The sequence below is a fragment of the Chitinivorax tropicus genome, assembly GCF_014202905.1.
GTDB lineage: Bacteria > Pseudomonadota > Gammaproteobacteria > Burkholderiales > SCOH01 > Chitinivorax > Chitinivorax tropicus.
The window spans coordinates 103,101-124,392 of sequence record NZ_JACHHY010000001.1; the positions used below are offsets into that span (position 1 = coordinate 103,101).

The window sequence follows — 21,292 nt, forward strand, 5'->3', positions numbered from 1 at the left end:
TCCTGCGTCCACCTCTTTATCCAATACACTGCACACAGGCCCCAGACATGCCAGCCGCCGAGGAAAACCAGCCGCCGCAAGGCAAACCATGCGCCACCTGCTGCCCTGCCTGTGGTAAAGCCAACCAATGCGCCATGGCTTTGGGTAAGTCGCCTGCATCCTGTTGGTGCATGACAGTTTCGCTGCATCCCGCCCTGTGCGCTGGGCTGAAAGTACAATTTCCGGTTGAGGCCTGTCTGTGTGAAGACTGCCTGAAAACCCGCACCCTGACGGCCTCGCCGTGACAAGCGCTGCCCTTTTTCCTGATAATGGCGCTTTCCTTTCTGAAAGATCTCCGATGCGACCCAGCCAACGTGAAACCCACCAATTACGCCCCGTTCGCCTGACCCGCCACTACACCAAGCATGCAGAAGGCTCAGTGCTGGTCGAGTTTGGCGAAACCAAAGTCATCTGCACTGTCAGCGTGGAAGAAAATGTCCCTCCCTTTCTGCGCGACAAGAATCAGGGCTGGCTGACTGCGGAATACGGCATGCTGCCCCGCTCCACTCACAGCCGCATGAAGCGCGAAGCCGCCAGTGGCAAGCAATCCGGACGGACGCAGGAGATCCAGCGCCTGATTGGCCGCGCGTTACGCGCCGTGGTGGATCTGGACAAGCTGGGGCAGCGCACCCTGCATATCGACTGCGACGTGATCCAAGCTGATGGCGGCACACGCACCGCCAGTATCACTGGGGCATTTGTCGCGGTGCAGGATGCCGTTGCCAAGTTGATCGCCAGCGGTAAATTGACCCAGTCACCCATCCGCGACCATGTGGCGGCGGTGTCGGTCGGGGTCTACCAAGGTGTGCCGGTGTTGGATCTCGACTATGTCGAAGACTCCGATTGTGAAACCGATATGAATGTGGTGATGACTGGCGATGGTCGTTTTGTCGAAGTGCAAGGCACCGCCGAGGGTGAACCTTTCAGTCGCGAAGAGATGGACGCGCTGCTGGGCTTGGCCGAACAAGGCATCCGCGAGCTGATTGCATTGCAGAAAGCCACCTTGCTTGGTTGAACGCTGGCGGGTCACCCCTGTCCATCAAGCTGATTGCCAGCCGGCTCGACATGGATCGTGACTGTCGATCGGCTCAATTGCCGCTCCAGCGCTTGTTCCAACGCATCGCACCAGGTATGGGCGGCGTCTACGGTGATGTCGCCCGGCACGCGGAGTTTGAACTCGATAAAGCGCTGCGCACCGGCCTTACGCGTTTTCAGGTCGGCAATGGTGGCCTGGGGCGGTTTGTTTGAGAGGAAGACTTGCTGGATTGCCGCCAAGTCGTCGGGCGGCAAGGTGGCATCCATCAAGCCATCAAGTGAACGTCGAAGCAGATCCACACCGGTCATCACGATATTCAAGGCCACCAGGATGGCAATGATAGGGTCGAGAATCACCCAACTGGGCGGCGCAAACAACAGCACCGCCAGCCCGGCCACCACCCCGGCTGATGTCCAGACGTCGGTCAACAGATGATGGGCATCGGCCTCTAATGTGATGCTGTCATGCCGCTTGGCTGCACGCATCAACAACCATGCCACCCCCCCATTGACACCCGAGGCCACCAGCGAAAGCAGCAACCCGACCCCCAGGTCATTCACCGGCTCGGGGTGCCATAGCCGCTTGACCGCCTCATAGATGATGGTGAGCGCCGCCAGCAAGATCAGTCCGCCCTCTACCCCGCTGGAGAAATACTCAGCTTTGTCATGTCCGTATGGGTGCCCTTCATCCGCCGGAGTCGCCACCACCGTCAGTACGATCAATGCCACGATGGCCGCCGCCAAGTTGACGAATGACTCCATCGCATCGGAATACAGACTGACGGAGCCTGTCGCGAAATACGCGGCGAATTTCAATGCCAAGGTCAGCAAGGCTGCAAAGATCGACAGCAAAGCCATGCGCTGGGGGGCGGTCAGAGTCATCAGGCAGTTTCCGTGGTCAAAGGCAGGATGATAAGACATCTCTGCACCGGGCGGGTTCTGTATGGCTTGCAATCACGGTCGCAGCACCTACGATTCAGCATATCAGCACCGTGCCACCGCGCCACTACCCGTGTGATCGACATGATCGCACGGCCTGTGCCAGCTGGCCCTGGCCTCTCCGGTACAAGCCGCCTATGCTCCCCATCTTTACCCCTGTGCAACGATTCTGGTTGTCTGGCCTGGGCCTGGTGGCGGGCATACTCGCCCTGCAGTCCTGTGCCACACTCCCCAGCCTGGGTGCGCTGCTGGCTTTGCTTCCGATCTGCCTGATCTGCTGGTCGTTGCACGCACGCTTTCCCCGCCTAGCCTGGGTGCTACTTGGATTCAGCCTGGGAGCGGCCTGGGCGCTGTGCCTCGCCCATCAACGCATGGCTGATCGATTGCCTAAGGAGTGGGAAGGCAAGGCAATCGAAATCGAGGCCACCCTGGTTGACCTGCCTGATCCGACAGCTGGCGGCGTCCGCATCAAGGCTCGGGTGGATCAGGTGCTGACGCGTGATGCGCAGGTGCCTTCGTTGATCCAGCTCTCTTTGTATGGTGACCCGACAACCCTGCCAGTCTTCGCACCTGGGCAGCGCTGGCAGTTCGGCGTGAAATTGCGGCGCCCACATGGCAACGCCAATCCGCACGGTTTTGATTTCGAAGCATGGATGCTGGAGCAGTCGTTGCGCGCCGTCGGCAGCGTGCGCCATTACCGTCAGCTGGCGGGCCAGGGCTGGAGCCCACTGATCCAGATCCACCTATGGCGGCAGGCACTACGGGATCGGATGGCCGCCACATTGGGCGAACGCCCCTATGCCGGGGTGCTGATAGCGCTGGTGATGGGGGATCAACGCGCCATTCCGCAATCGCAGTGGGATAAGTTCAACCAGACCGGCGTCACCCATCTGGTCTCGATCTCTGGCCTGCATATCACGCTGGTTGCAGGGCTGGTGGGTGGCGTGGTCTATCGACTCTGGCGGTCACTGCCCCTCGCCATGGCTTGGCCTGCCCGCAAAGCGGCTGTGCTGGCCGGTTTGATTGCGGCCTGCTGGTATGCGTTGCTGGGTGGCTTTTCCGTCCCGACACAACGCACACTGTGGATGCTCTTGGTCGCAGCCATCGCGCTATGGCGTGGTCGGGCCATCCATATCAGCAGCATGTGGCTGATGGCTGCGTTGATCTGCTTGCTGATCGACCCCTGGGCGGTGATGGCGCCGGGTTTCTGGCTGTCTTTCGGCGCGATCGGCTGCATCATGTGGGCAGCCGCCAACCGCCTGCAACGCCCGCATTGGCTGGTGGAATGGGGCCGCACCCAATGGGCGGTGACCTTGGGGTTGGCCCCGGCGTTGCTGGCGTATTTCTCGCAGCTGCCATTGCTCTCGCCGCTGGCCAATGCCTTTGCCATCCCAGTGGTTGGCGCGGTGGTCACCCCCTTGGCTTTGCTGGGTAGCATCATCACACCGCTGCTGACGCTGGCGCATGCCATCCTCACCCCATGCATGCAAGCGCTGGGCTGGCTGGCGGGCCTGCCAGGGTCGCTGTGGCAACAGCCCGCTCCGCACGGCTGGGCCATCTGGCTGGCCATGCCCGGCATCGCCTGGTGCCTGCTGCCGACAGGTTGGCCCGCACGCGGCCTGGGCTGCTTGCTCCTGCTGCCACTGATTGCCAGTGTGGACGATCGTCCACAGCCTGAGCAGCTTCGCATCACGTTCATCGATGTCGGGCAGGGGCTGGCGGTCTGGGTGCAGACGGCCCGGCACGACCTGCTCTATGACACCGGCCCCAGCTTCCAGATCAAGCCATTTGGCCCACGCGCAACCCAGCGCATCGTCGAGGACGCCACTCAGCTCGATGCCGGTAATCGGGTCATCCTCCCCCGGCTGCGGGCTGCCGGGGTAAGCAGGCTGCATGGGCTGATCGTCAGCCATGATGACCTGGATCACACGGGTGGCGCGGCCTCGATCATCCAGGCGCTGCCACCTGATTGGGTGATGGGCAGCCTGCCACCTCACCACCCGATCACAACACAGGCCAAGCGTTATGTCGGGTGTCGGCAACATCTGACATGGCAGTGGGATGGCGTCCGGTTTGCAGTGCTGGCGCCCGATGCCGCAACCTTGGCATCACCCACCGTCAAGGACAACGACCGCAGCTGTGTCCTGCTGATCAGCTGTGCCGGCGGGCGGGTATTGTTGACGGGGGACTTGGAACGCTGGGGTGAGCTCACCCTGCTTGAATCGAACACACTACCGACCGTGCAGGTGCTGTCCGTTGGTCATCATGGCAGCAACACCTCGTCCAGCGAGCCCTTCCTGGCCGCGACCCAGGCCCAGATCGCGGTGGTCAGCGCAGGCTATATGAACCGCTTCGGGCACCCGACGGCCAAGGTGCTGGCCCGCCTGAAGGCGCAAGGCAGCGCAGTCGCCCGAACAGATCAGGATGGCGAGGTCAGCATCCTGCTTGAGCCTACCGGTATCCAGTTGCAGCGATACCGGCAGGCCCGGCCACGCTATTGGGATGAGACAGACCATCCCTGATCCGCTGTCATGGCTTGATCACCAGGAACCTTGCGCTGACTGGCCCCCAGGTGCCCGTGGTATCACGCGAACGGACATACACCAGATGCTTGCCCACTGACAGGCCCGTGGTGTTGATGGTGGCTCTGACATCCTCCGTCTTTTCATCGAACACGCCATCGGTGGCCGTCATCGATTTAGCCACCCCAACCTTCCAGGGCGGCACGTCGATATAGTACTCAGCCGAGCTGATGTTCTGCGTGGCTTCAACGCCATTGCTGTTGTTGAAGCGGGTGTCGGTGACCACCGCAGTCAGCTGCACCGGCGTACCAGCGGTGACACCAGTGGTGCCAGCCGTGCCAGCCAGGCCCACACTGGTGACATCCGGCCCGCCAGGGGTGATGTAAGGCGTGCGTACCACTTTGGCGGCATAGATCAGCGCATTCAGGTTTTGAGGTTTGATGGTGCTGTTATATGCGCTGCAACTTTGGAAGAAAGCCGTCCCCAGCTCAAAGGTATAGGCCGCCACCCCCAGCTCACCATAGCTGACGCCATCACTGGTGCCATCGGTCGGATACAGGCCGATCGACTGCTGTGGCGTGTAACCATTGAAAAAGGCGAACTTACGCCCCAGTGTCTGGAGCGCATTACCATTGGGCGCCGGGGTATTGGTGTACCCCCACGGCCACAACACCAATTGGCTGTAGCTATGGATATCCAGATGGATACCGCTGGTATCTGCCGGTGCCGGGTCGCTGGGGCTCGGGCCACGGCGATCGGGCCACAGGCTGCGCACATATCGCTCGATGGCTTTGATCTCCGGCTCTGAAGCAGCGGCAGGCCCACGATAGGTGATGTCGCAGGGGTTGCCGCTGGAGCCAGAGCCCCCAGTGATGTTCCAGCTGAAGGAGAAGTTGCGGTTCAGATCCGCTCCGCGATTATTGCTGGCTGCGCCACAATAAGCCTGATTGGTGTTCTTACGCCACGACAGGCCGGACTCCGCCTTTTTACGACCATCCGGGTTGGTGTGCAACATCAGGTGGACTTCGTGGTGATCCAGAATCCAGGTGGCATCAGCATTGACACCATAACCATCCATCAACCACTTGGCGAAGGCCAGGGTCAACGGCGCAGTGGTGTACTCCCGTGCATGGATCGCTGCATTGACGAACAACTTGGGTTTGGCGCCCGTGATGGCCTTGTTGGTCAATTTCAACACGCGGATATCATGCCCACCCAGGCCCTGCGTCTTTTCCCACGAATCACCAACCTTGATCCAACTGGCCAGATTGGGTTGGTTGGTGGCATAGGCCTGCGCGGCTGCAAACGTCTCTTCAACAGTCTCGTAGCAGCTGAACCCTGGGATCGCCGTCATCCCGACCGGGGCGGCCATCGGGTCATGCGCCAGTCGATCGGTCTGGATCTGATACAGTTGATCGATCATCTGATTGCGCTTGGCGATGAAATCGGTCGCGTGTTCCAGCCGGAAGCCGAATCTGGCCAATTTGTCCATATCGGATGAATCCAACTCCAGAATCAGGTAACCCTTGTCGTAATGCGATTCCAGCATCTGCTCATGGAAGGAAATGGCAGCTTTGCGGGCGATTTCCAGGCTTGGGAAATAAGCTTTGTAGATATTGTTGTTGGCTTTTTCCTGCTCAAGCAACTGCAAGGTCTCTGCCTTGTTTTCCGCTGCCATGGCGGCAGTCGAACCCAGGACAGCGCTCGTGAGTGCAGCGATACCGCACAGCGTGATGGCCTTCTTCATGTATCTCTCCTTATTGTTCAAGAAAATTCCGATGCACTTCGTCACCGGCGACTGCCCTTGTGAGGCACCCCGACGGTCACGCATACTGCGTGGGACAACTTCTTTCACAACAGGCCATATCGATTCCACATCGACGCAACCGGGCAATGCCACACCAAATGCATCGCAAGCCGCATCATGAAGCGGTTCGATATGTCCGGATCAACCAACAAGGATGGTGGTAAATGTGCTCCTTTCCATTTCAGTCAGAAAACCGTGTATTCAAGTGGTTGGGCATGCTGTTCTGGTTTATGACCACCGCCTCTTGCCTGGCCGCAGATATCACGGACACCGCCGCCGACTTCCGCGCCATGCGGCAACGACATGGACATTTTGACGGGGGCCCGTGGCAGCCTGCATTGGATCAGTGGCAAGGCAAGAAACATCAAGCCATGCAAAAGCTGGCCCGTCATGTCTGGCAACAACGGCTGGGTACGGCACAGGTACGGCAGCTCATGGGTGAGCCGGATGAATTGATCCGACCTGACATGCCAATGTACTCAGCACAGATTCAGCATAGCAACTGGCAGGGCCAGCCTGCAGGCGAGCTCTGGCTGTACAACTGGCGAGGCAAGCATGATCGACTGGTACTGGCCATGGGACAAGGGCGGGTGGTCGCCACCGGTTGGCAGAATGCCTGGGAATGATCGGCTGCCCAAACCAATACAGAACTTCGTACTGACCTGACATCAGCCAGGTCAGACAGCATACGCCTGGGGCAAAAGCCCGTCGGTACGACTTGATACGAAAAACCGCCTGCACAGATGCAGGCACCTTCAAATCATTGTTTTTGATGGGAATTGCGTATTGCCGCCACCATCCTACTGCGGATTATCGGACTTGGCTACCAATTTGATGGTGGCCTTGACCTGATTCCCCACCCCGAGATACTCCACCTCGTCAAAGCTCAACATCCGCGCCATCGAAATCCCCCGTCCATGCGGGTCGAATGCCCGTTCCGGCGCGAAGTCGAGAAAGGGATGCCAGTCAAAGCCATGTCCTTCATCGGTGATGGTGATCTCCAGCACCTCGGGCAGCCGCACAATCTCGACCGTCACCTGCTTGTTTGCGTAGTCTGGCTTGAGCAGGCGCGCTTCAACCTCCTGCCGCCAGCGATTGCCATGCACCAGGGCGGATTTCTCATGGTAGGTGATGCCGAGATTGCCGTGCTCGACAGCATTGACCAACAGCTCGGACAAGCCCAGCGCAGTCTTTTCCGGATTGGGGCACATCGATGACAACATCGCAGTCAGGTTGTGCGCCTCATCGATGGTGCGGAAAGCAAAGCTGCCACGGGTCATCAGCGTCAAGGTATTGCGTTGGCGGGACAGCTCATGGATCAGCGCCCGCTGCTCGCGTCGATCACGGATCGCAGCAGAGACAATGGCCAGTAGCGTTTCGCGCTCGAATGGCTTGGTCAGGTAATAATAAGCGCCGGCCAACAGCCCTTCCCGCACTGAGTCAGGAGCGCCCATGGCGGTCTGCATGACCACGGGCAGGGTTTCGAACCGGCTCTCAGTCTTGATCTTCTGCAACAGCTCCATGCCATTCATACGTGGCATCATCCGATCCAGCAGCACAGCGTCAAAAGCCTGGCCCTCTTTGTGCAGTGCCTCCCAGGCCTCGACGCCATCTTCCGCAGCGGAAACCTGGTAACCGGCATCTTCCAGGTATTCGGTCAGGATCTCCAGATTGAACGGTTCATCGTCCACGATCAACAAGTGGCCGTTACGGTAATTTTCCATCATTTCCTCGATATGAGTCTGGCAGTACGAATGAGAAGCTGACGCCTCCATCGTGATGATTGCGTGCGGTGATCTCGCCACCATGAGCATGGGCGATTTCACGGCAGATGGCCAGCCCCAGCCCGGTGCCGCCCGCGCCGGTCTTGGTCTGGCTGCTTTGAATGAATTTGTCGAAGATCCGGTCGATCTCCTGCTCTGGCACACCCGGCCCCCAGTCGCGCACCGTCACTCGCAGCGCCATCTTGTTGAACCAAGGCTCGCGACCACATGTCACCTCGATCTGAAGGTTGGTCGGGCTGAATTTGATGGCATTGGACAACAGATTACGCACCACCTGGCTGACGCGGAGCGTGTCGAAGTCGCCCCAGGTCTCGCCCGAGGGCTGAACATGGATCTGTATCTGCTTGTCCGCAGCCAATTGATGCAGCTCATCCACGGCCTCTTCGATGACAGGTATGACATCCCGCCGCTCGAAGCGGTACTCCATCTTGCCCGCCTCCAGCTTGGACAAGTCCAGCAGATCGTTCAAGATGGATAACAAGCGCTTGCCGCTTTGCCGGATGCGGTCGAAATAATGCGCCAACTTTTCGCGGGCCGCCACCTCCGATTTCGACAGCCCCATGTCAGCGAAACCCAGAATGGCGTGCATCGGGGTGCGCAGCTCATGTGACATATTGGCCAGGAACTCCGACTTAGCGCGGTTGGCTGATTCCGCGATCTCCTTGGCTTCAGTCAGCGCCTGCTCCGTGATCTTTCGTTCGGTGATGTCCTGGAACACCCACACCGATGAACCCAAGGGATTGGTCGGATCGATGGCCTTACCGTACATCTCGCACCAGAAATGCTCACCATCGGCATCGACGAACTTGACCTCATCATGGAAGACCTCCCCACGCCCGAGCGAGGGGTAGATACGCTGACCGAATGCCAGATAGCTCGCATCATCAGGGTAGATCATGCGGGTGCGCTGCCCCATGAAATCGACGCCGCGACGTTTGAACAGCTCCTCCATCGCGCGGTTGACATCGACGAATGTCCGCTGGGCCAGCCTGGCCATGGCCAAGGGGGTGGTGTCCAACATGGCTTGCAGCTCAGAGGTGCGCTCGGTGACCATTTCCGCCAAGTGATCGCGGTGGCGGATCAGCTCGGCTTCGGTGCGCTTACGTTCGGTGATATCGCGCAGAATCAGCAGACACTCGGTTGGGCCATAGGGTGCGATACGAGCGTCGAAAGTCATCCCTGCTGAGCCGACCTGCATGCCAAACTCCAGCTGCTTGATCTGGCGGGCGCGGGCCGCTTGTTCGATATACAGGCGGATACGTTGTGCGACACTGTCTGAAAACACTTTGTCGAGTGCGTGCCCGATCAAGGATGCGGAGAACAACCCCATCAATCGCTCGTCCGGGCTTCGGCAATCCAAGACCACGCCGTCCAGATCCAAGCGGATAGTGGTGTCCGGCAACGCCGCCAGGATGGCGCGGGTCTTCTGCTCAGACTGCCTCACCGCCTCCTCGACCTGCTTGCGCTCGGTCACATCCAGCAAGGAGCCAGTCAAGCCAGGGTGATTGGCATAGGTGATGCGCTGCATCGTCAGCAAGCCGACAAAGCGGGTACCGTCAGATCGCAGACAGGTCACCTCCACTGGCAGCACGTGGTTGGATGAGGCATAGGCCAACTCGCACTGCTCACGGAAACTGTCATGCGACTCTGGCGCCAACAGGCTCAGCGGCGCCAGAGACTGCATATGTTCACGCTTCATGCGGAAATAGCGGGCGAAGGTCGGGTTGACATACTGCAACATCTCATCCTGCAGCACATAGATACCGATGTAGGCCGCGTCCAGAATCGCCCGGTGTTTATATTCGCTTTCAAACAGCAGGCGTTCGGCTTTCTTGCGCTCGGTGATCTCCCGGCCCGTGGCGACGAAATAGCGCGTGCCGGCCAGCTCGGCCACATTGATGGTCAGCTCCAGTGGGAACAGCTCGCCATTACAGCGCAATGCCAGCAATTCCCGTGTCTGCCCGACCCCCTCGACCATGGAATCGAGCACCTGCTGTGCCGCCCCCTCTTGGCGCATAGTCTCCGGCATCAGGATGGAAACATGGCCGCCAATGACTTGTCCCCGTTGATGCCCGAACATCTGCTCGGCGGCCGGGTTGAACATTTCGATCGTTCCCAGCCGATCGAACAAAACGATGGCATCACTGGATGCATCCAGGATGGTGCGCATACGCGCTTCGCTATTGCGTAAGGCCGACTCGGTCTGCTCACGCTGCTGCAACAACGTCTTCAGCGCCTCATTGGACTCCGCCGCACGCTTAAGCCGCTCACCCGTCACCTGCACCGCTTCGAATCCACGATACTGTGCGCCCACCACCAACAACAACGCCAAGGCGGTCAGGCCGAAACCGATGATCAAGCGCGACCAGATCATGTCATTGTCAGGCCGCACCTCGCCTTCCAGATACACTGCCCAGCGACGGCCACCGAACTCCACATCGTGCTGGAATCGTGCACCATGGGGTGTCAACACCTGGCCGACCTCCCGTGGATCATTGAGCGGATACAGCCGCCGACCCTGCCGGGGATCGCTGTAATCGACCACCGTGACCGTCATGCGGTCATGGGTGGCATCACTGTCCACAATCGCTGACAGCAAGCGATCCACATCCAACAGCAGCATCACAAAGCCTTCGGCGGAGGCTTGTGCTTCGCGCTGCACCGGCGTGATCAGCGCGACCAACGTCCGTGTGCTGCCATCGACCTCCAGCTGAAAGGGTGGTGTGACCAATGGCCCCCCCTTGTTGAGCGCATCAGCAAAGCTGCGGCGTAATTGTGGCATGCCGACAATATCCGTCCCGACTGGGATACCCACCAGCGGGTAGGCATATTTCAGTGGATAATAATAAGGCCGACTGGCGCCTGCCTGCGACCAGGGGAAACGCACACCGCTCAGCTCGGGCACGTCCTCAGTCGCGGCTGCAAACCGTTGTTGGAAATGCGGGATGTGATCGCTACGCACCCTGGCCACCAGCCCGACCATGATGGTGCCACGAGGCATCTTGCCCAGGGCGGTGGCGTAGGCGTTGAATTGACGGAAATGCGGGAACGCATCCACCGTGAAAAAAGCGCTGAATTGTCGGCTGTAGCTCTCCACCCGGGCCAATTCGGCGGATAGCGCAGCCAGGCGGACATTGGCCTTGAGGTGAGCCCGCTCGCCAGCAGCCCGATCAGCATCCAGGCTGGTCTGCCAGGTGGAAATGCCCGTCAGCACCAAACCCACCATCAGCACCACCCATTTGAGTGAGGGGCGGAGGGTCAAGGAGCGGAAAAGGCGTGCAAAAGTGAACCTGACCCACTTGGCAGGTCCTACCACTTGTTTTGTCATGATGCGATGTCGAGCCTGTCCCACAAAATTGGCAGCAGCCAGCTCACGCCCACCAGATCGGCCCGCGCCCACTCATCTGACATCACCGCCGACCTCGACTGAGGCGACCATCGCCCATCGTGCCCGCCAGGACAACAGGCCATCACTGGCTGATCGCCCGATAAAGCGCCACATATTCCTGCGAGAGCTTATGCCGTGCATCCAGATGGATCATCGGCACCGAGCGCTCATGTGATTCGCGGATCTTGATCGATGAAGACAAAAAGGCATCCAACACCGGCAAGCCCTCGTCCTTCAGCTCCTGCACCAGTTTGCCGGGCAATGCAGCACGCGCCTGGAACTGGTTCACCACAATCCCACCGATGTCGAGCGCTGGATTATGGTCTTCTCGAATCTCTCGGACATTGTCCATCAGGCTGTACAACGCCCGCCTTGAAAAATCGTCACAGTCAAACGGGATCAGGCAGGAATCGGCGGCAATCAGGGCTGACAAGGTGTAGAAATTCAAGGCAGGCGGGGTGTCGATGAACACACAGTCAAATTGCGCCGTGACCTCTTTCAAGGAGTCGCGCAATTTGAATATTTTATAGCGGGATTCGAGCTTGGACTGCAACTCAGCCAGCTCTGGGCTGGATGGCAGGATGTGAAGCCGCTCAAATGGCGTGCTGTGGATGAATTCATCGATCTTTTTCGTATACAGGCTGAAGCTCAAGGTCTGGCTGAACAATTCAGCCAGGGTCGGCTTCAGCCCATCGGCCTGCTCACCCAGCAGATAGCGGGTGGCATTGCCTTGAGGATCGAGGTCCAGAACCAAGGTCCGCAGCCCTTCCGACGCCGCGATGGCCGCCAGATTGACTGTGATGGTGGATTTGCCCACACCCCCCTTCTGATTGAAAATCACGCGTTTCATGCGTCTCCTTTTCGCCCATGCCATGATCTCAGATCAATTGATATGGCAAACCGCCTGAAAATGCGCTTTTCCATATGCCAGATCGGGAAAATCACCACCGCAGCCAGCCGCCGGGTGACCAGCGCCAGAGTGGGTTCCCGCCTTTAGCATAATTCACTGCACCCCTATCGTGCCAGTGTTGCCTGCATGTCAAAAAAATGCAAAAACATATGGATTTCCAAATTTTACCCAAATCGCAGGTATTTTTGCGCACATACAAAACAGACTACCTTGCATGCCAATGGCTTAGCGACACCTCGTCCAAGTATTTGACATATCCAGATTCGGATGCGGCATTGCAACATTTTGTCGCTTTCTCCCCCTATCTCCACCCCAGGCAAAGTGCTAAGATTCGACGCCACTTTTGGGCGCTGATTCTGCCATGCTTTATATGGATGCAGCGCGCATGACACAAGGAGGAGTATTTATGCAGGTGGGTGTGCAAAAAGGCAGCCAGGCTGGACTGATCATAGGTGCAATCGGCGTGGTGTACGGCGATATTGGCACCAGCCCCCTTTACACAATGAAGGAGTGCTTCACCGGCCCCCACGCGTTATCACCCACCCCCGGCAACATTCTGGGGGTGTTGTCTTTGATCTTCTGGGCACTGCTGATCATCGTGTCCTTGAAATACGTCGTTTTCATCATGCGAGCGGACAACCAAGGGGAAGGTGGCTCGATGGCCTTGATGGCGCTGGCACAACGTTGCCTGCGTGATGATCAAGGTCGGGCGCGCTGGCTGCTGATGCTGGCTGGCATCTTTGGTACGTCGCTGTTTTTTGGAGATGGCATGATCACCCCGGCGATCTCGGTGCTGTCAGCGGTGGAGGGTCTGGGCGTCATCTCACCGACGCTGCATGGCTACATCATCCCGATCACCTTGGTGGTGTTGGTCATCCTGTTCACCGTGCAGCGGCATGGCACCGCCAGTGTCGGCAAGGCGTTCGGCCCGATCATGGTGATCTGGTTCATCAGCCTAGGCGGCATGGGCTTGGTCAGCATCATCCAGGCACCAGACGTGCTTACGGCGCTGAACCCCTTCTTTGCCATCCATTTCTTTACCTCACACCCCTGGCATTCCTTTGTCACGCTGGGTGCCGTGGTGCTGGCCCTTACTGGTGCCGAGGCTTTATATGCAGACATGGGCCACTTCGGCAAGTCAGCCATCCGCCGTGCATGGTTCTGCTTTGTGCTGCCGGCATTGCTGCTCAATTACTTTGGCCAGGGGGCTTTGTTGATCCATACGCCCGAGGCGGTGCAAAACCCGTTCTATCTGCTGGCACCCAAATGGGCACAGATTCCTTTGGTGGCGCTGGCAACGGCAGCCACGGTAATCGCTTCCCAGGCGGTCATCTCCGGCGCCTTCTCGCTGACCCGCCAGGCGGTGCAGCTGGGCTATCTACCCCGCCTGGAGATCTTGCACACCTCAGAGCGTGAAATTGGCCAGATCTATATCCCCGCAGTCAACTGGCTGTTGTTCGGCATCGTCATCTGCTTGGTGCTGGGCTTCAAATCCTCCAGCAATCTGGCCGCTGCCTACGGCATGACTGCATGTGGCATGATGGTCATCACCACCTGTATGGCCTTCATTGTCGCCCGCCGTGTCTGGGGCTGGAGCAAACCCGCCTTGTTCCTCGCCTTCAGCGGGCTGCTGATCGTAGATCTCACATTCTTTGCCTCCAATGCGTTGAAATTCTTCCAAGGTGGCTGGTTCCCATTCACCATGGGCATGCTGCTGTTCATTCTGCTGACCACCTGGAAGCGGGGGCGGCAGATCCTTGCTGAGCGCCTGTCTGCCGATGCCCTGCCCCTGGCCAGCTTCGTCGAGGCGATTGAGGCACACCCACCGACACGGGTTCAAGGTACAGCGGTGTTCATGACCTCCAGCCAGGAAGGCGTACCGCACGCACTTCTGCACAACCTCAAGCACAACAAGGTGTTGCATGAACGCATCGTATTGGTGACGGTCTCGACTGAGGACATCCCATTCGTACCCGACATCGATCGCGTGCAGGTCAAGCAGATCGGCCAGAGCTTCTTCACCGTCCAGGCTGCCTATGGATTCAAGGAAGAGCCGAATATCGACGAGATCCTGGATTCTTGCAGTCAGCAGAATCTGGCATTCGACATGATGGACACCTCGTTCTTCCTGTCCCGCGAGACGTTGATCCCAAGTGAAATGCCGGGCATGGCACTCTGGCGGGAAAAACTGTTCACCATCATGTCGCGCAATGCCATGCGCGCCACGGATTTCTTCAAGATCCCGACCAATCGTGTCGTTGAGCTAGGGACTCAGGTCGAAATCTGATTACCCCATCTGGCATGCAAAAACGCCTCGCATCTGCGAGGCGTTTTCATATAGCCTATCGGCATGGTTGACAAAATCCCCCACGCCACAGGCAACAAGCCCGACAATCAGACCGTGGCAGCGGCCTGGCTGGTCAGGAATGGGTAATCGGTATAGCCCTGTTCCTCACCACCATAGAAGGTACTGGCATCGGGTTCATTCAATACCGCCCCGGCGGCAAAACGCGCAACCAGATCCGGGTTGGCGATATACAGGCGCCCAAAGGCCACGCCATCGGCTACGCCAGCGCTGACCAGTTTGTCTGCGGAATCCGCCTGATACCCGCCACAGTAGAGAATCACGCCTTGGAAAGCCTGCCGGATCGACTCGCGGAAGCCTGCGGGGTAATTCGGCCCATTGGTCCAGGTGGGCTCATTGAAATGCAGGTAGGCAATCTTGCGCTGATTGAGTTGATCTGCAAGATACAAGGCCATTTCAGCAGGCTCGGTATCGTCGATGTCACCAAATAGCCCCCATGGCGACAAACGCACCCCGATCCGATCAGCCCCCATTTCCGCAATGGCCGCATCCACCACTTCCAGCAGGAAGCGAGCACGGTTTTCGATGGTGCCCCCATACTGATCTTGTCGCTGATTGGTGCCGGTTGCCAGGAACTGATTGAGCAGATAGCCATTGGCCGCGTGGATTTCTACCAAGTCGAAGCCCGCTTGTTTGGATCGGCGTGTCGAATCGGCGTATTGCTTAACGATATGTCCGATCTCCTCCGTCGATAAGGCTCTGGGTAGATCGCATGGAACGTTTGCCGGGGTGCCATCCGGCAGAACCACAAAGCTCATGCTGTTGGGTGCCTGAATGGCTGATGGCGCAACAGGTTGCGCCTGCCCTGGTTGCAACAGATGATGTGAGATCCGACCGACGTGCCACAACTGCATGGCAATCTTGCCACCTGCGCCATGCGCCGCTTCGACCACGGATTGCCATCCTGCTTGCTGGGCGTCGGTATAGATGCCTGGCGTCCAGGCATAGCCCTGGCCTTGCTGGGAAATCTGGGTAGCTTCGGTGATGATCAGACCAGCACTGGCGCGTTGCCGGTAATATTCCACATTCAGCGCACGCGGAACATCACCAGGCTGGCCAGCACGCGAGCGGGTCAAGGGTGCCATGATGATGCGATTGGCCAGTGTCACGGCACCAACGCGGATCGGAGAGAACAGGACAGATTGTTTCATGTTTCACCTCAAATATTAGACCAGTCGTCTATTTTGTGATTTTAAAAAAATGGCAAGACTGCCAACTTACTCATGATTCATGACACCGCAATGATCCAGACCGGCCTAGCCACCAAGCGCAGGCACAGTCTGATTTGATTCTACGATCTGGTGGTCGTCAGTTGGTTTGGCATGCAGGTGCCTCCCAGACCCTGACATCCATATCCATCCGCCCAAGCAATTGGCGGGTTGCCAGCAAAGCCTGACTGGCGCCCTGGCAGTCCTTCTGCACCTTGGCCAGCAGACTGGCCCCCAGCCATAACTGATACAGCACATGGGCCAACTGATGAGCAGGCTGTGAAACAGGTATCGAGCCATCCTGCTGCCCTGCCTGGATACAGCACCCGATATGGTGGATGACGCTTTCCATGCCCAAGCGCAATGCTTCTCGCATCGGCTCTGACAGGTCGGACACCTCGCCCGCCAACTTGACGGCGAGGCACTGCGCATCCCCCTTGCAGTGATGCAGTTTTGCAAACCACGCATGCCAATAGCGCATCAAACGCTCTGCTGCTGGCAGCTGCTCATCATTCAGCAATCGGGCGACTTGCTGGCTGTATTCGTCAAAATACCGCTGCAACAGTGCCACCCCAAATTGCTCTTTGGATTTGAAATAATGATAAAACGAACCTTTCGGCACTTCTGCCGAGGTCAGGATCTCAGACAGCCCGACTGCTGCAAAGCCTTTCCCCAGGATGATCGATTCGCCAACGCTTAGAATATGATCGCGGGTATCCGCATACTGGGTTCTCATCACACGCCCTACCAATAAACAACAAACCGCACGACAGCTTGCTCGCTATCGCGACTCAAGGCCATTTTGCACTTTCCAGTGAACACTTTACCACCAACTAGACCGGTCGTCTATAAAAATATCGCCCGCCGAAAATGTGCTGCACGCCAGGTGCCGACAGCATGAAAACAGATGCATTACGCACGTGTTTCCATGCTGCGCCCGCCACGCTTACTTGGTGATTTTGAAAGTCCGTGCGACCGGCACAGGTGACGCAGGCCCGAAGTAACGGTCATAGATCGCAGCCGCCTCGCCCGACTTCTCCAGATCCAGCAATGCCGTATTGACCTGCTCGACCAACTTCTTGTCACCTTTTCGCATGCCTACTGCGTAGACTTCTACTTCCAATGGCACATCAGGCACTTCGAAATCCGCCTTATTCGGCAATTTGGACAGATTCCGCAGCAACGAGCCTTCACTGCCACATGTGGCTTCGCAACGCCCCTCACCGATGGCTTTGAACACCTCTGCCGTATCGGGCTGCGAGCTGTCGATTTTCACCGAGGCCGACAAGCGGCGCAGATACTGGGCGTTGGATGAGCCCGCCGGCACGCAGACCGATAGGCTGTCGAGCTGAGCGACATCCTTGAACCCGACTTTTTTCTTCACCAGCAGTTTCTGAGTAGCCAGGAAGTAGCCCAGGCTGAATTCGATCTCGCGCATGCGCTCTGCTGTCTTTGCCAGGGTCGCCAATACCAGATCGACACGCCCATCTTTCAGTACATTGATCCGATCTGCTGGGTCAACCGTCTTGAACACCGGCTTCAAACCCAGCTTCTGTGCAATATGTTGTCCGAATTCAACATCATAGCCCCAGACAGTGCCCCGCCCCTTGTCGAAAAAACCAAACGGTGGAGAACTATCCCGCACCCCAATGACGATCTCACCCTTCTTTTCTATCTTTTCCCAATCACCGGCTTGTACCGCACCAGCAAGCAACATCCCCAACAACATGACACCATAGCGCTTCTTCATTGACTCTCCAAAACATGAAATCGGCAATTGGCCAATCGGATGTGGCAAAACAACAAGCAAGAACGACCCCCACACTGAACTGTGGCTTGTCCGGCATCCATTCATGCAGCCAATTGCTTCTGTTGGTACCGCCATGTATGGAGCGGCGCTCTCCGGCACCTACCCCACCTGTTTCCTTCGCTTTCGCCTCTATTTCATGTAGCCAAAACAGGCTGTGTATCTTGTGATTGTCGAGCTGTAATTATTAGATGCTGCAGAAATCGTTAATTGGGCTATACGTCACCCAAAGGCAACCTCGATGGACTGAATGCGCGCAGATAAGCTGTCATCCTGCGCTGATGCAGCCACGGCTCACCCTTTAGCGGACCAATAGCACAGGGCAGGGGCTGACATGCAAAATCTTGGTGGCCACCGAGCCCATCAGCATGCTGCTGAATGAGCCAACCCCTTGCGCGCCCAACACCATCTCGCTACAGCCTTGCTCCTTCACATATTCAAGCAAGGATTGCTCGGGGCGGCCCACCCGCACCTTGGCGACATAAGGCACGCCGGCGGCGGCCACCTTCTGCACAGCCTCGGCAAGTGCTCGGTCGCCTTCCTCCTGGTGATATTGTTTGATTTGGGCGGCATCGATGAAACTGGCCACCTCGCCGTGCAAGGGGTATTGCACATTCACCAGATGCAGCTCTGCACCGCTTTTCAAGTCTGCCACACGGGCCAAAATGGCATCCAGCGCTCTCAAGGCACTGGCTGACCCATCGACCGCCACTAGAATTTTATGCATTGTCAATTACCTATACATGAATCGGGGGTTTCTGGCCAATTGTGCCGATACACCCAAACGACTGGCCGTCTTGTCAGTCAAGCAGCGACCTTGCCTTGTGATTTGAGGGTACGGGCGGCCAGCCATTTACCGATCACCACCACCAACGCGGCACCCGTTCCACACAGCACCCATTTCCATAAGGGCGAGGCATCGTGGATCAAGGATTTGAATGCCACATCCGTCGCCACCATGTCACCGGCGATCCAGCCCAGTAATGCACCGCCCAACACCACCACGACAGGAAAGCGGTCCATCAGCTTCATGACCAGCTTGCTGCCCCATACGATGATGGGCACGCTCAATGCCAAGCCAAATACAATCAGACCCATGCTGTCGTTCGAGGCGCCGGCAATCGCGATCACATTGTCCAGGCTCATGACGGCATCAGCGATGATGATAGTCTTGATCGCGCTGAACAGTGTCGTGCCACCATCGATCTCATGGCCACCGTCTTCAGGCTCCGGCTGAAGCAATTTGACACCGATCCACAACAGCATGGCTGCCCCAGCCAGCTTGAGATAAGGGATCTGCAACAGCGTGATGGCAAAGAAAATCAGGACGACGCGCAGCAAAATGGCACCGAACACCCCCCAGAAAATACCCTTTCTGCGCAATTCATCCGGAAGCTTACGACAAGCCAACGCAATCACGACGGCATTATCCCCGCCCAATACAACGTCAATGGCCACGATCTGCAACAACGCCATCCAGAACTGTGGCGAGGTGATATCCATCATATTCAAACACTTCCCTCTCAAATCAATCAGGCTGGCGTGTTGGCATCAACCAGCCTGACAATACACGGTCATGACCACTTCGGTCATGTGGGGTCGCATTTTAACCTGCCCGGCACGCAACCGTGATAGAAGAATTCAAGGCATACGCAATGAATCCCGCCATTTTCCCTTTTGAAGCAGATAGCTGCCGACCACCATGACGCTGACAATGCAATTCCGCATATATTGAACAACACCGCCCATTTACTGATCAAATCGGTTACAACGCCCGCCCAGCGGGGATTGCGATACACTTTTCCAATTTGACTAGGCGGGATGACTTTGAGAATGGACACCATCAAGCGATGCGACTGGGTCAACGACAGCGTGCTATATCAGCGCTACCATGACGAAGAATGGGGCATACCTGTCCATGATGATCGGACATTGTTCGAGTATCTGATTCTGGAAGGCGCCCAAGCGGGGCTGTCGTGGATTACGATTCTCAACAAACGGGCACACTATCGGACCGTCTATGATCAGTTCGATGCAGAAAGAATTGCCCGCTATGACGAAGCAAAACAAGCCGCCCTGCTTGCAGACCCAGGCATCGTCCGGAACCGACTGAAAGTCGCCGCCTCCATTGCCAACGCCCAAGCCTTTTTAACGGTACAGGCGCAGTTCGGCAGTTTCGATGCCTATATCTGGCAATTCATCGGTGGACAACCCCGGGTGAACACCTGGTCATCACTCAAGGAAGTCCCCGCAAAGACGATCGAATCCGACGCGATGAGCAAAGACCTCGCCAAGCGTGGATTCAAATTCGTCGGCAGCACGATCTGCTACGCATTCATGCAGGCAACGGGGATGGTCAACGACCACACCCTCAACTGCCATTGCCATCCATCCAATAGGTGATGGTGCTTTCACCCTCAGATATATTGGATCGCAGTGGCAGAAGGCATTGGTTCGCGTAATAAAGTTATTCGCCAACAACAGAGGACAACCGTTCTGCCACCGCTGCAATCTCCGCGCCCAAGTGCAATCGTTCACGCCAAGCTTCAGGGATGGCCGCCTCTCCATAGAAGGCACCGGCAAGCTGGCCGCAAATGGCTGCTGTGGTGTCGGCATCTTCTCCCAGGTTCACGGCTTTCAGCACGGCGGCTGAGAACGAATCAGTGTGGAAGAAGCACCATAGCGCTGCCTCGAGGCTTTCTACCACATAGCCACTGCCCCTTACTTCCGACTCTGCTTTATATTGCCAATCACCTCGTGCGATTCTGGAAATGGCCGGGGTATAGTAAGTGTGCGGCACCCCAAATAGCACAGCATCTTTATCAGCTCCCTTCAAAGCCAGCCAAAGCTGACCGGCAAACAACTGACTGGCTTCGATGCATTCTTCAGCTCCGTGTGTGGTGCGGGTGCAATCTGCGGCAGCTTTCAACAAATTGGGTAGATCATCCCGGTAAAATATTGGCACTGGTGCAAGACGCATCAATGCACCATTGCCAGCAGATCTAGGGTCTGGTGAACCCTGCAAAGGATTCCCTGTCGCAATGTAACGCTGCAAGGCCGCTGCAACTGTCATACCTACATCAAAACAAACCCCTGTGCTGCTCAGGTAACCAAAATTCATCCAGTTGCAATACCGATTCATCTGATCAGCAAGATCTATACCTTGTTTACGGATCAGACTTTCTGCAAGGCACAATGCCATTGATGTGTCATCGGTCCATTTCCCTGCATCCAGGTCAAATGGACCACCGCCCACCATATCAGTTACCGGCTCAAAAGTACCACGCTCACAGAATTCAACAGTCGTTCCCAGAGCATCACCAATTGCCAGCCCTAGCAAACAACCGCGCGCACGATTCTCTTTTTCCAATTGGTTTTCCATACACCACCATATTCCTTCCAATGTTACCCCACCCCTTTGACTGCTTTGCCCACAAAATAATGCTTTTACATCACCCATACCCTGATGAAGTGCCACTCATATATCA

At 57.3% G+C, this 21,292-nt stretch carries 17 protein-coding genes; 6 read left to right on the forward strand and 11 right to left on the reverse strand.

What is annotated here, in order from left to right:
- Positions 1-47 precede the first annotated feature (47 nt).
- Both HNQ59_RS19955 and rph read left to right on the forward strand, forming a co-directional pair.
- A complete protein-coding gene (locus HNQ59_RS19955; RefSeq protein ID WP_184033598.1) occupies positions 48-284 on the forward strand; it encodes a cysteine-rich CWC family protein in 237 nt (78 codons plus the stop codon).
- Between the two features lie 53 nt (positions 285-337).
- On the forward strand, positions 338-1,054 hold the full coding sequence (gene rph / locus HNQ59_RS00330; RefSeq protein ID WP_184033601.1) for a ribonuclease PH: 717 nt from the start codon (positions 338-340) through the stop codon (positions 1,052-1,054).
- Between the two features lie 11 nt (positions 1,055-1,065).
- Here rph and HNQ59_RS00335 read toward each other — a convergent pair whose 3' ends face one another.
- Complete coding sequence (locus tag HNQ59_RS00335; protein WP_246490786.1) at positions 1,066-1,956, reverse strand: cation diffusion facilitator family transporter; 891 nt, start codon at positions 1,954-1,956, stop codon at positions 1,066-1,068.
- A gap of 194 nt (positions 1,957-2,150) precedes the next feature.
- Here HNQ59_RS00335 and HNQ59_RS00340 point away from each other — a divergent pair, with 194 nt between their 5' ends.
- Positions 2,151-4,535, forward strand: coding sequence for a DNA internalization-related competence protein ComEC/Rec2 (locus HNQ59_RS00340; RefSeq protein WP_184033604.1), 2,385 nt, complete (start codon positions 2,151-2,153; stop codon positions 4,533-4,535).
- Positions 4,536-4,542: 7 nt separating this feature from the next.
- Here HNQ59_RS00340 and HNQ59_RS00345 read toward each other — a convergent pair whose 3' ends face one another.
- Positions 4,543-6,282, reverse strand: coding sequence for a M14 family metallopeptidase (locus HNQ59_RS00345; protein WP_184033608.1), 1,740 nt, complete (start codon positions 6,280-6,282; stop codon positions 4,543-4,545).
- A gap of 275 nt (positions 6,283-6,557) precedes the next feature.
- On the opposite strand from HNQ59_RS00345, the gene HNQ59_RS00350 reads away from it, so the two are divergent.
- A complete protein-coding gene (locus HNQ59_RS00350) occupies positions 6,558-6,968 on the forward strand; it encodes a hypothetical protein (protein WP_184033611.1) in 411 nt (136 codons plus the stop codon).
- Positions 6,969-7,142: 174 nt separating this feature from the next.
- Here the strand turns inward: HNQ59_RS00350 and HNQ59_RS00355 are convergent, their stop codons facing one another.
- From HNQ59_RS00355 to HNQ59_RS00365, 3 genes are all read right to left on the reverse strand, one after another.
- Entirely contained in the window at positions 7,143-8,066 is a 924-nt protein-coding gene (locus HNQ59_RS00355) for a response regulator (RefSeq protein ID WP_246490787.1), read from the reverse strand.
- Complete coding sequence (locus HNQ59_RS00360) at positions 8,050-11,454, reverse strand: PAS domain S-box protein (RefSeq protein WP_184033617.1); 3,405 nt, start codon at positions 11,452-11,454, stop codon at positions 8,050-8,052. Before HNQ59_RS00360 ends, HNQ59_RS00355 begins: the two co-directional genes overlap by 17 nt.
- 142 nt (positions 11,455-11,596) lie before the next feature.
- The gene (locus tag HNQ59_RS00365) at positions 11,597-12,364 is read right to left on the reverse strand and encodes a ParA family protein (RefSeq protein ID WP_184033620.1); all 768 of its coding nucleotides are present in this window, start codon (positions 12,362-12,364) and stop codon (positions 11,597-11,599) included.
- A 445-nt stretch (positions 12,365-12,809) separates the two neighbouring features.
- Here HNQ59_RS00365 and HNQ59_RS00370 point away from each other — a divergent pair, with 445 nt between their 5' ends.
- Positions 12,810-14,711 carry a potassium transporter Kup gene (locus tag HNQ59_RS00370; protein WP_246490788.1) on the forward strand — a complete coding sequence of 634 codons (1,902 nt, stop codon included), beginning with the start codon at positions 12,810-12,812 and terminating at the stop codon, positions 14,709-14,711.
- A gap of 107 nt (positions 14,712-14,818) precedes the next feature.
- Here the strand turns inward: HNQ59_RS00370 and HNQ59_RS00375 are convergent, their stop codons facing one another.
- The 5 genes from HNQ59_RS00375 to HNQ59_RS00395 form a co-directional block, all read right to left on the reverse strand.
- On the reverse strand, positions 14,819-15,940 hold the full coding sequence (locus HNQ59_RS00375; protein ID WP_184033623.1) for an alkene reductase: 1,122 nt from the start codon (positions 15,938-15,940) through the stop codon (positions 14,819-14,821).
- A 157-nt stretch (positions 15,941-16,097) separates the two neighbouring features.
- A complete protein-coding gene (locus tag HNQ59_RS00380; protein WP_184033626.1) occupies positions 16,098-16,733 on the reverse strand; it encodes a TetR/AcrR family transcriptional regulator in 636 nt (211 codons plus the stop codon).
- Positions 16,734-16,943: 210 nt separating this feature from the next.
- Positions 16,944-17,747, reverse strand: a complete 804-nt coding sequence (locus tag HNQ59_RS00385; RefSeq protein WP_184033629.1) for a transporter substrate-binding domain-containing protein — start codon at positions 17,745-17,747, stop codon at positions 16,944-16,946.
- A gap of 358 nt (positions 17,748-18,105) precedes the next feature.
- Positions 18,106-18,531 (reverse strand): universal stress protein, encoded by a 426-nt coding sequence (locus HNQ59_RS00390; protein WP_184033632.1) that lies wholly within the window; start codon positions 18,529-18,531, stop codon positions 18,106-18,108.
- A 77-nt stretch (positions 18,532-18,608) separates the two neighbouring features.
- Complete coding sequence (locus HNQ59_RS00395) at positions 18,609-19,307, reverse strand: TerC family protein (RefSeq protein WP_184034103.1); 699 nt, start codon at positions 19,305-19,307, stop codon at positions 18,609-18,611.
- A gap of 330 nt (positions 19,308-19,637) precedes the next feature.
- Here HNQ59_RS00395 and HNQ59_RS00400 point away from each other — a divergent pair, with 330 nt between their 5' ends.
- On the forward strand, positions 19,638-20,207 hold the full coding sequence (locus tag HNQ59_RS00400) for a DNA-3-methyladenine glycosylase I (RefSeq protein ID WP_184033635.1): 570 nt from the start codon (positions 19,638-19,640) through the stop codon (positions 20,205-20,207).
- 64 nt (positions 20,208-20,271) lie between these two features.
- Here the strand turns inward: HNQ59_RS00400 and HNQ59_RS00405 are convergent, their stop codons facing one another.
- Positions 20,272-21,186 (reverse strand): ADP-ribosylglycohydrolase family protein, encoded by a 915-nt coding sequence (locus HNQ59_RS00405; protein WP_184033638.1) that lies wholly within the window; start codon positions 21,184-21,186, stop codon positions 20,272-20,274.
- Positions 21,187-21,292 lie beyond the last annotated feature (106 nt).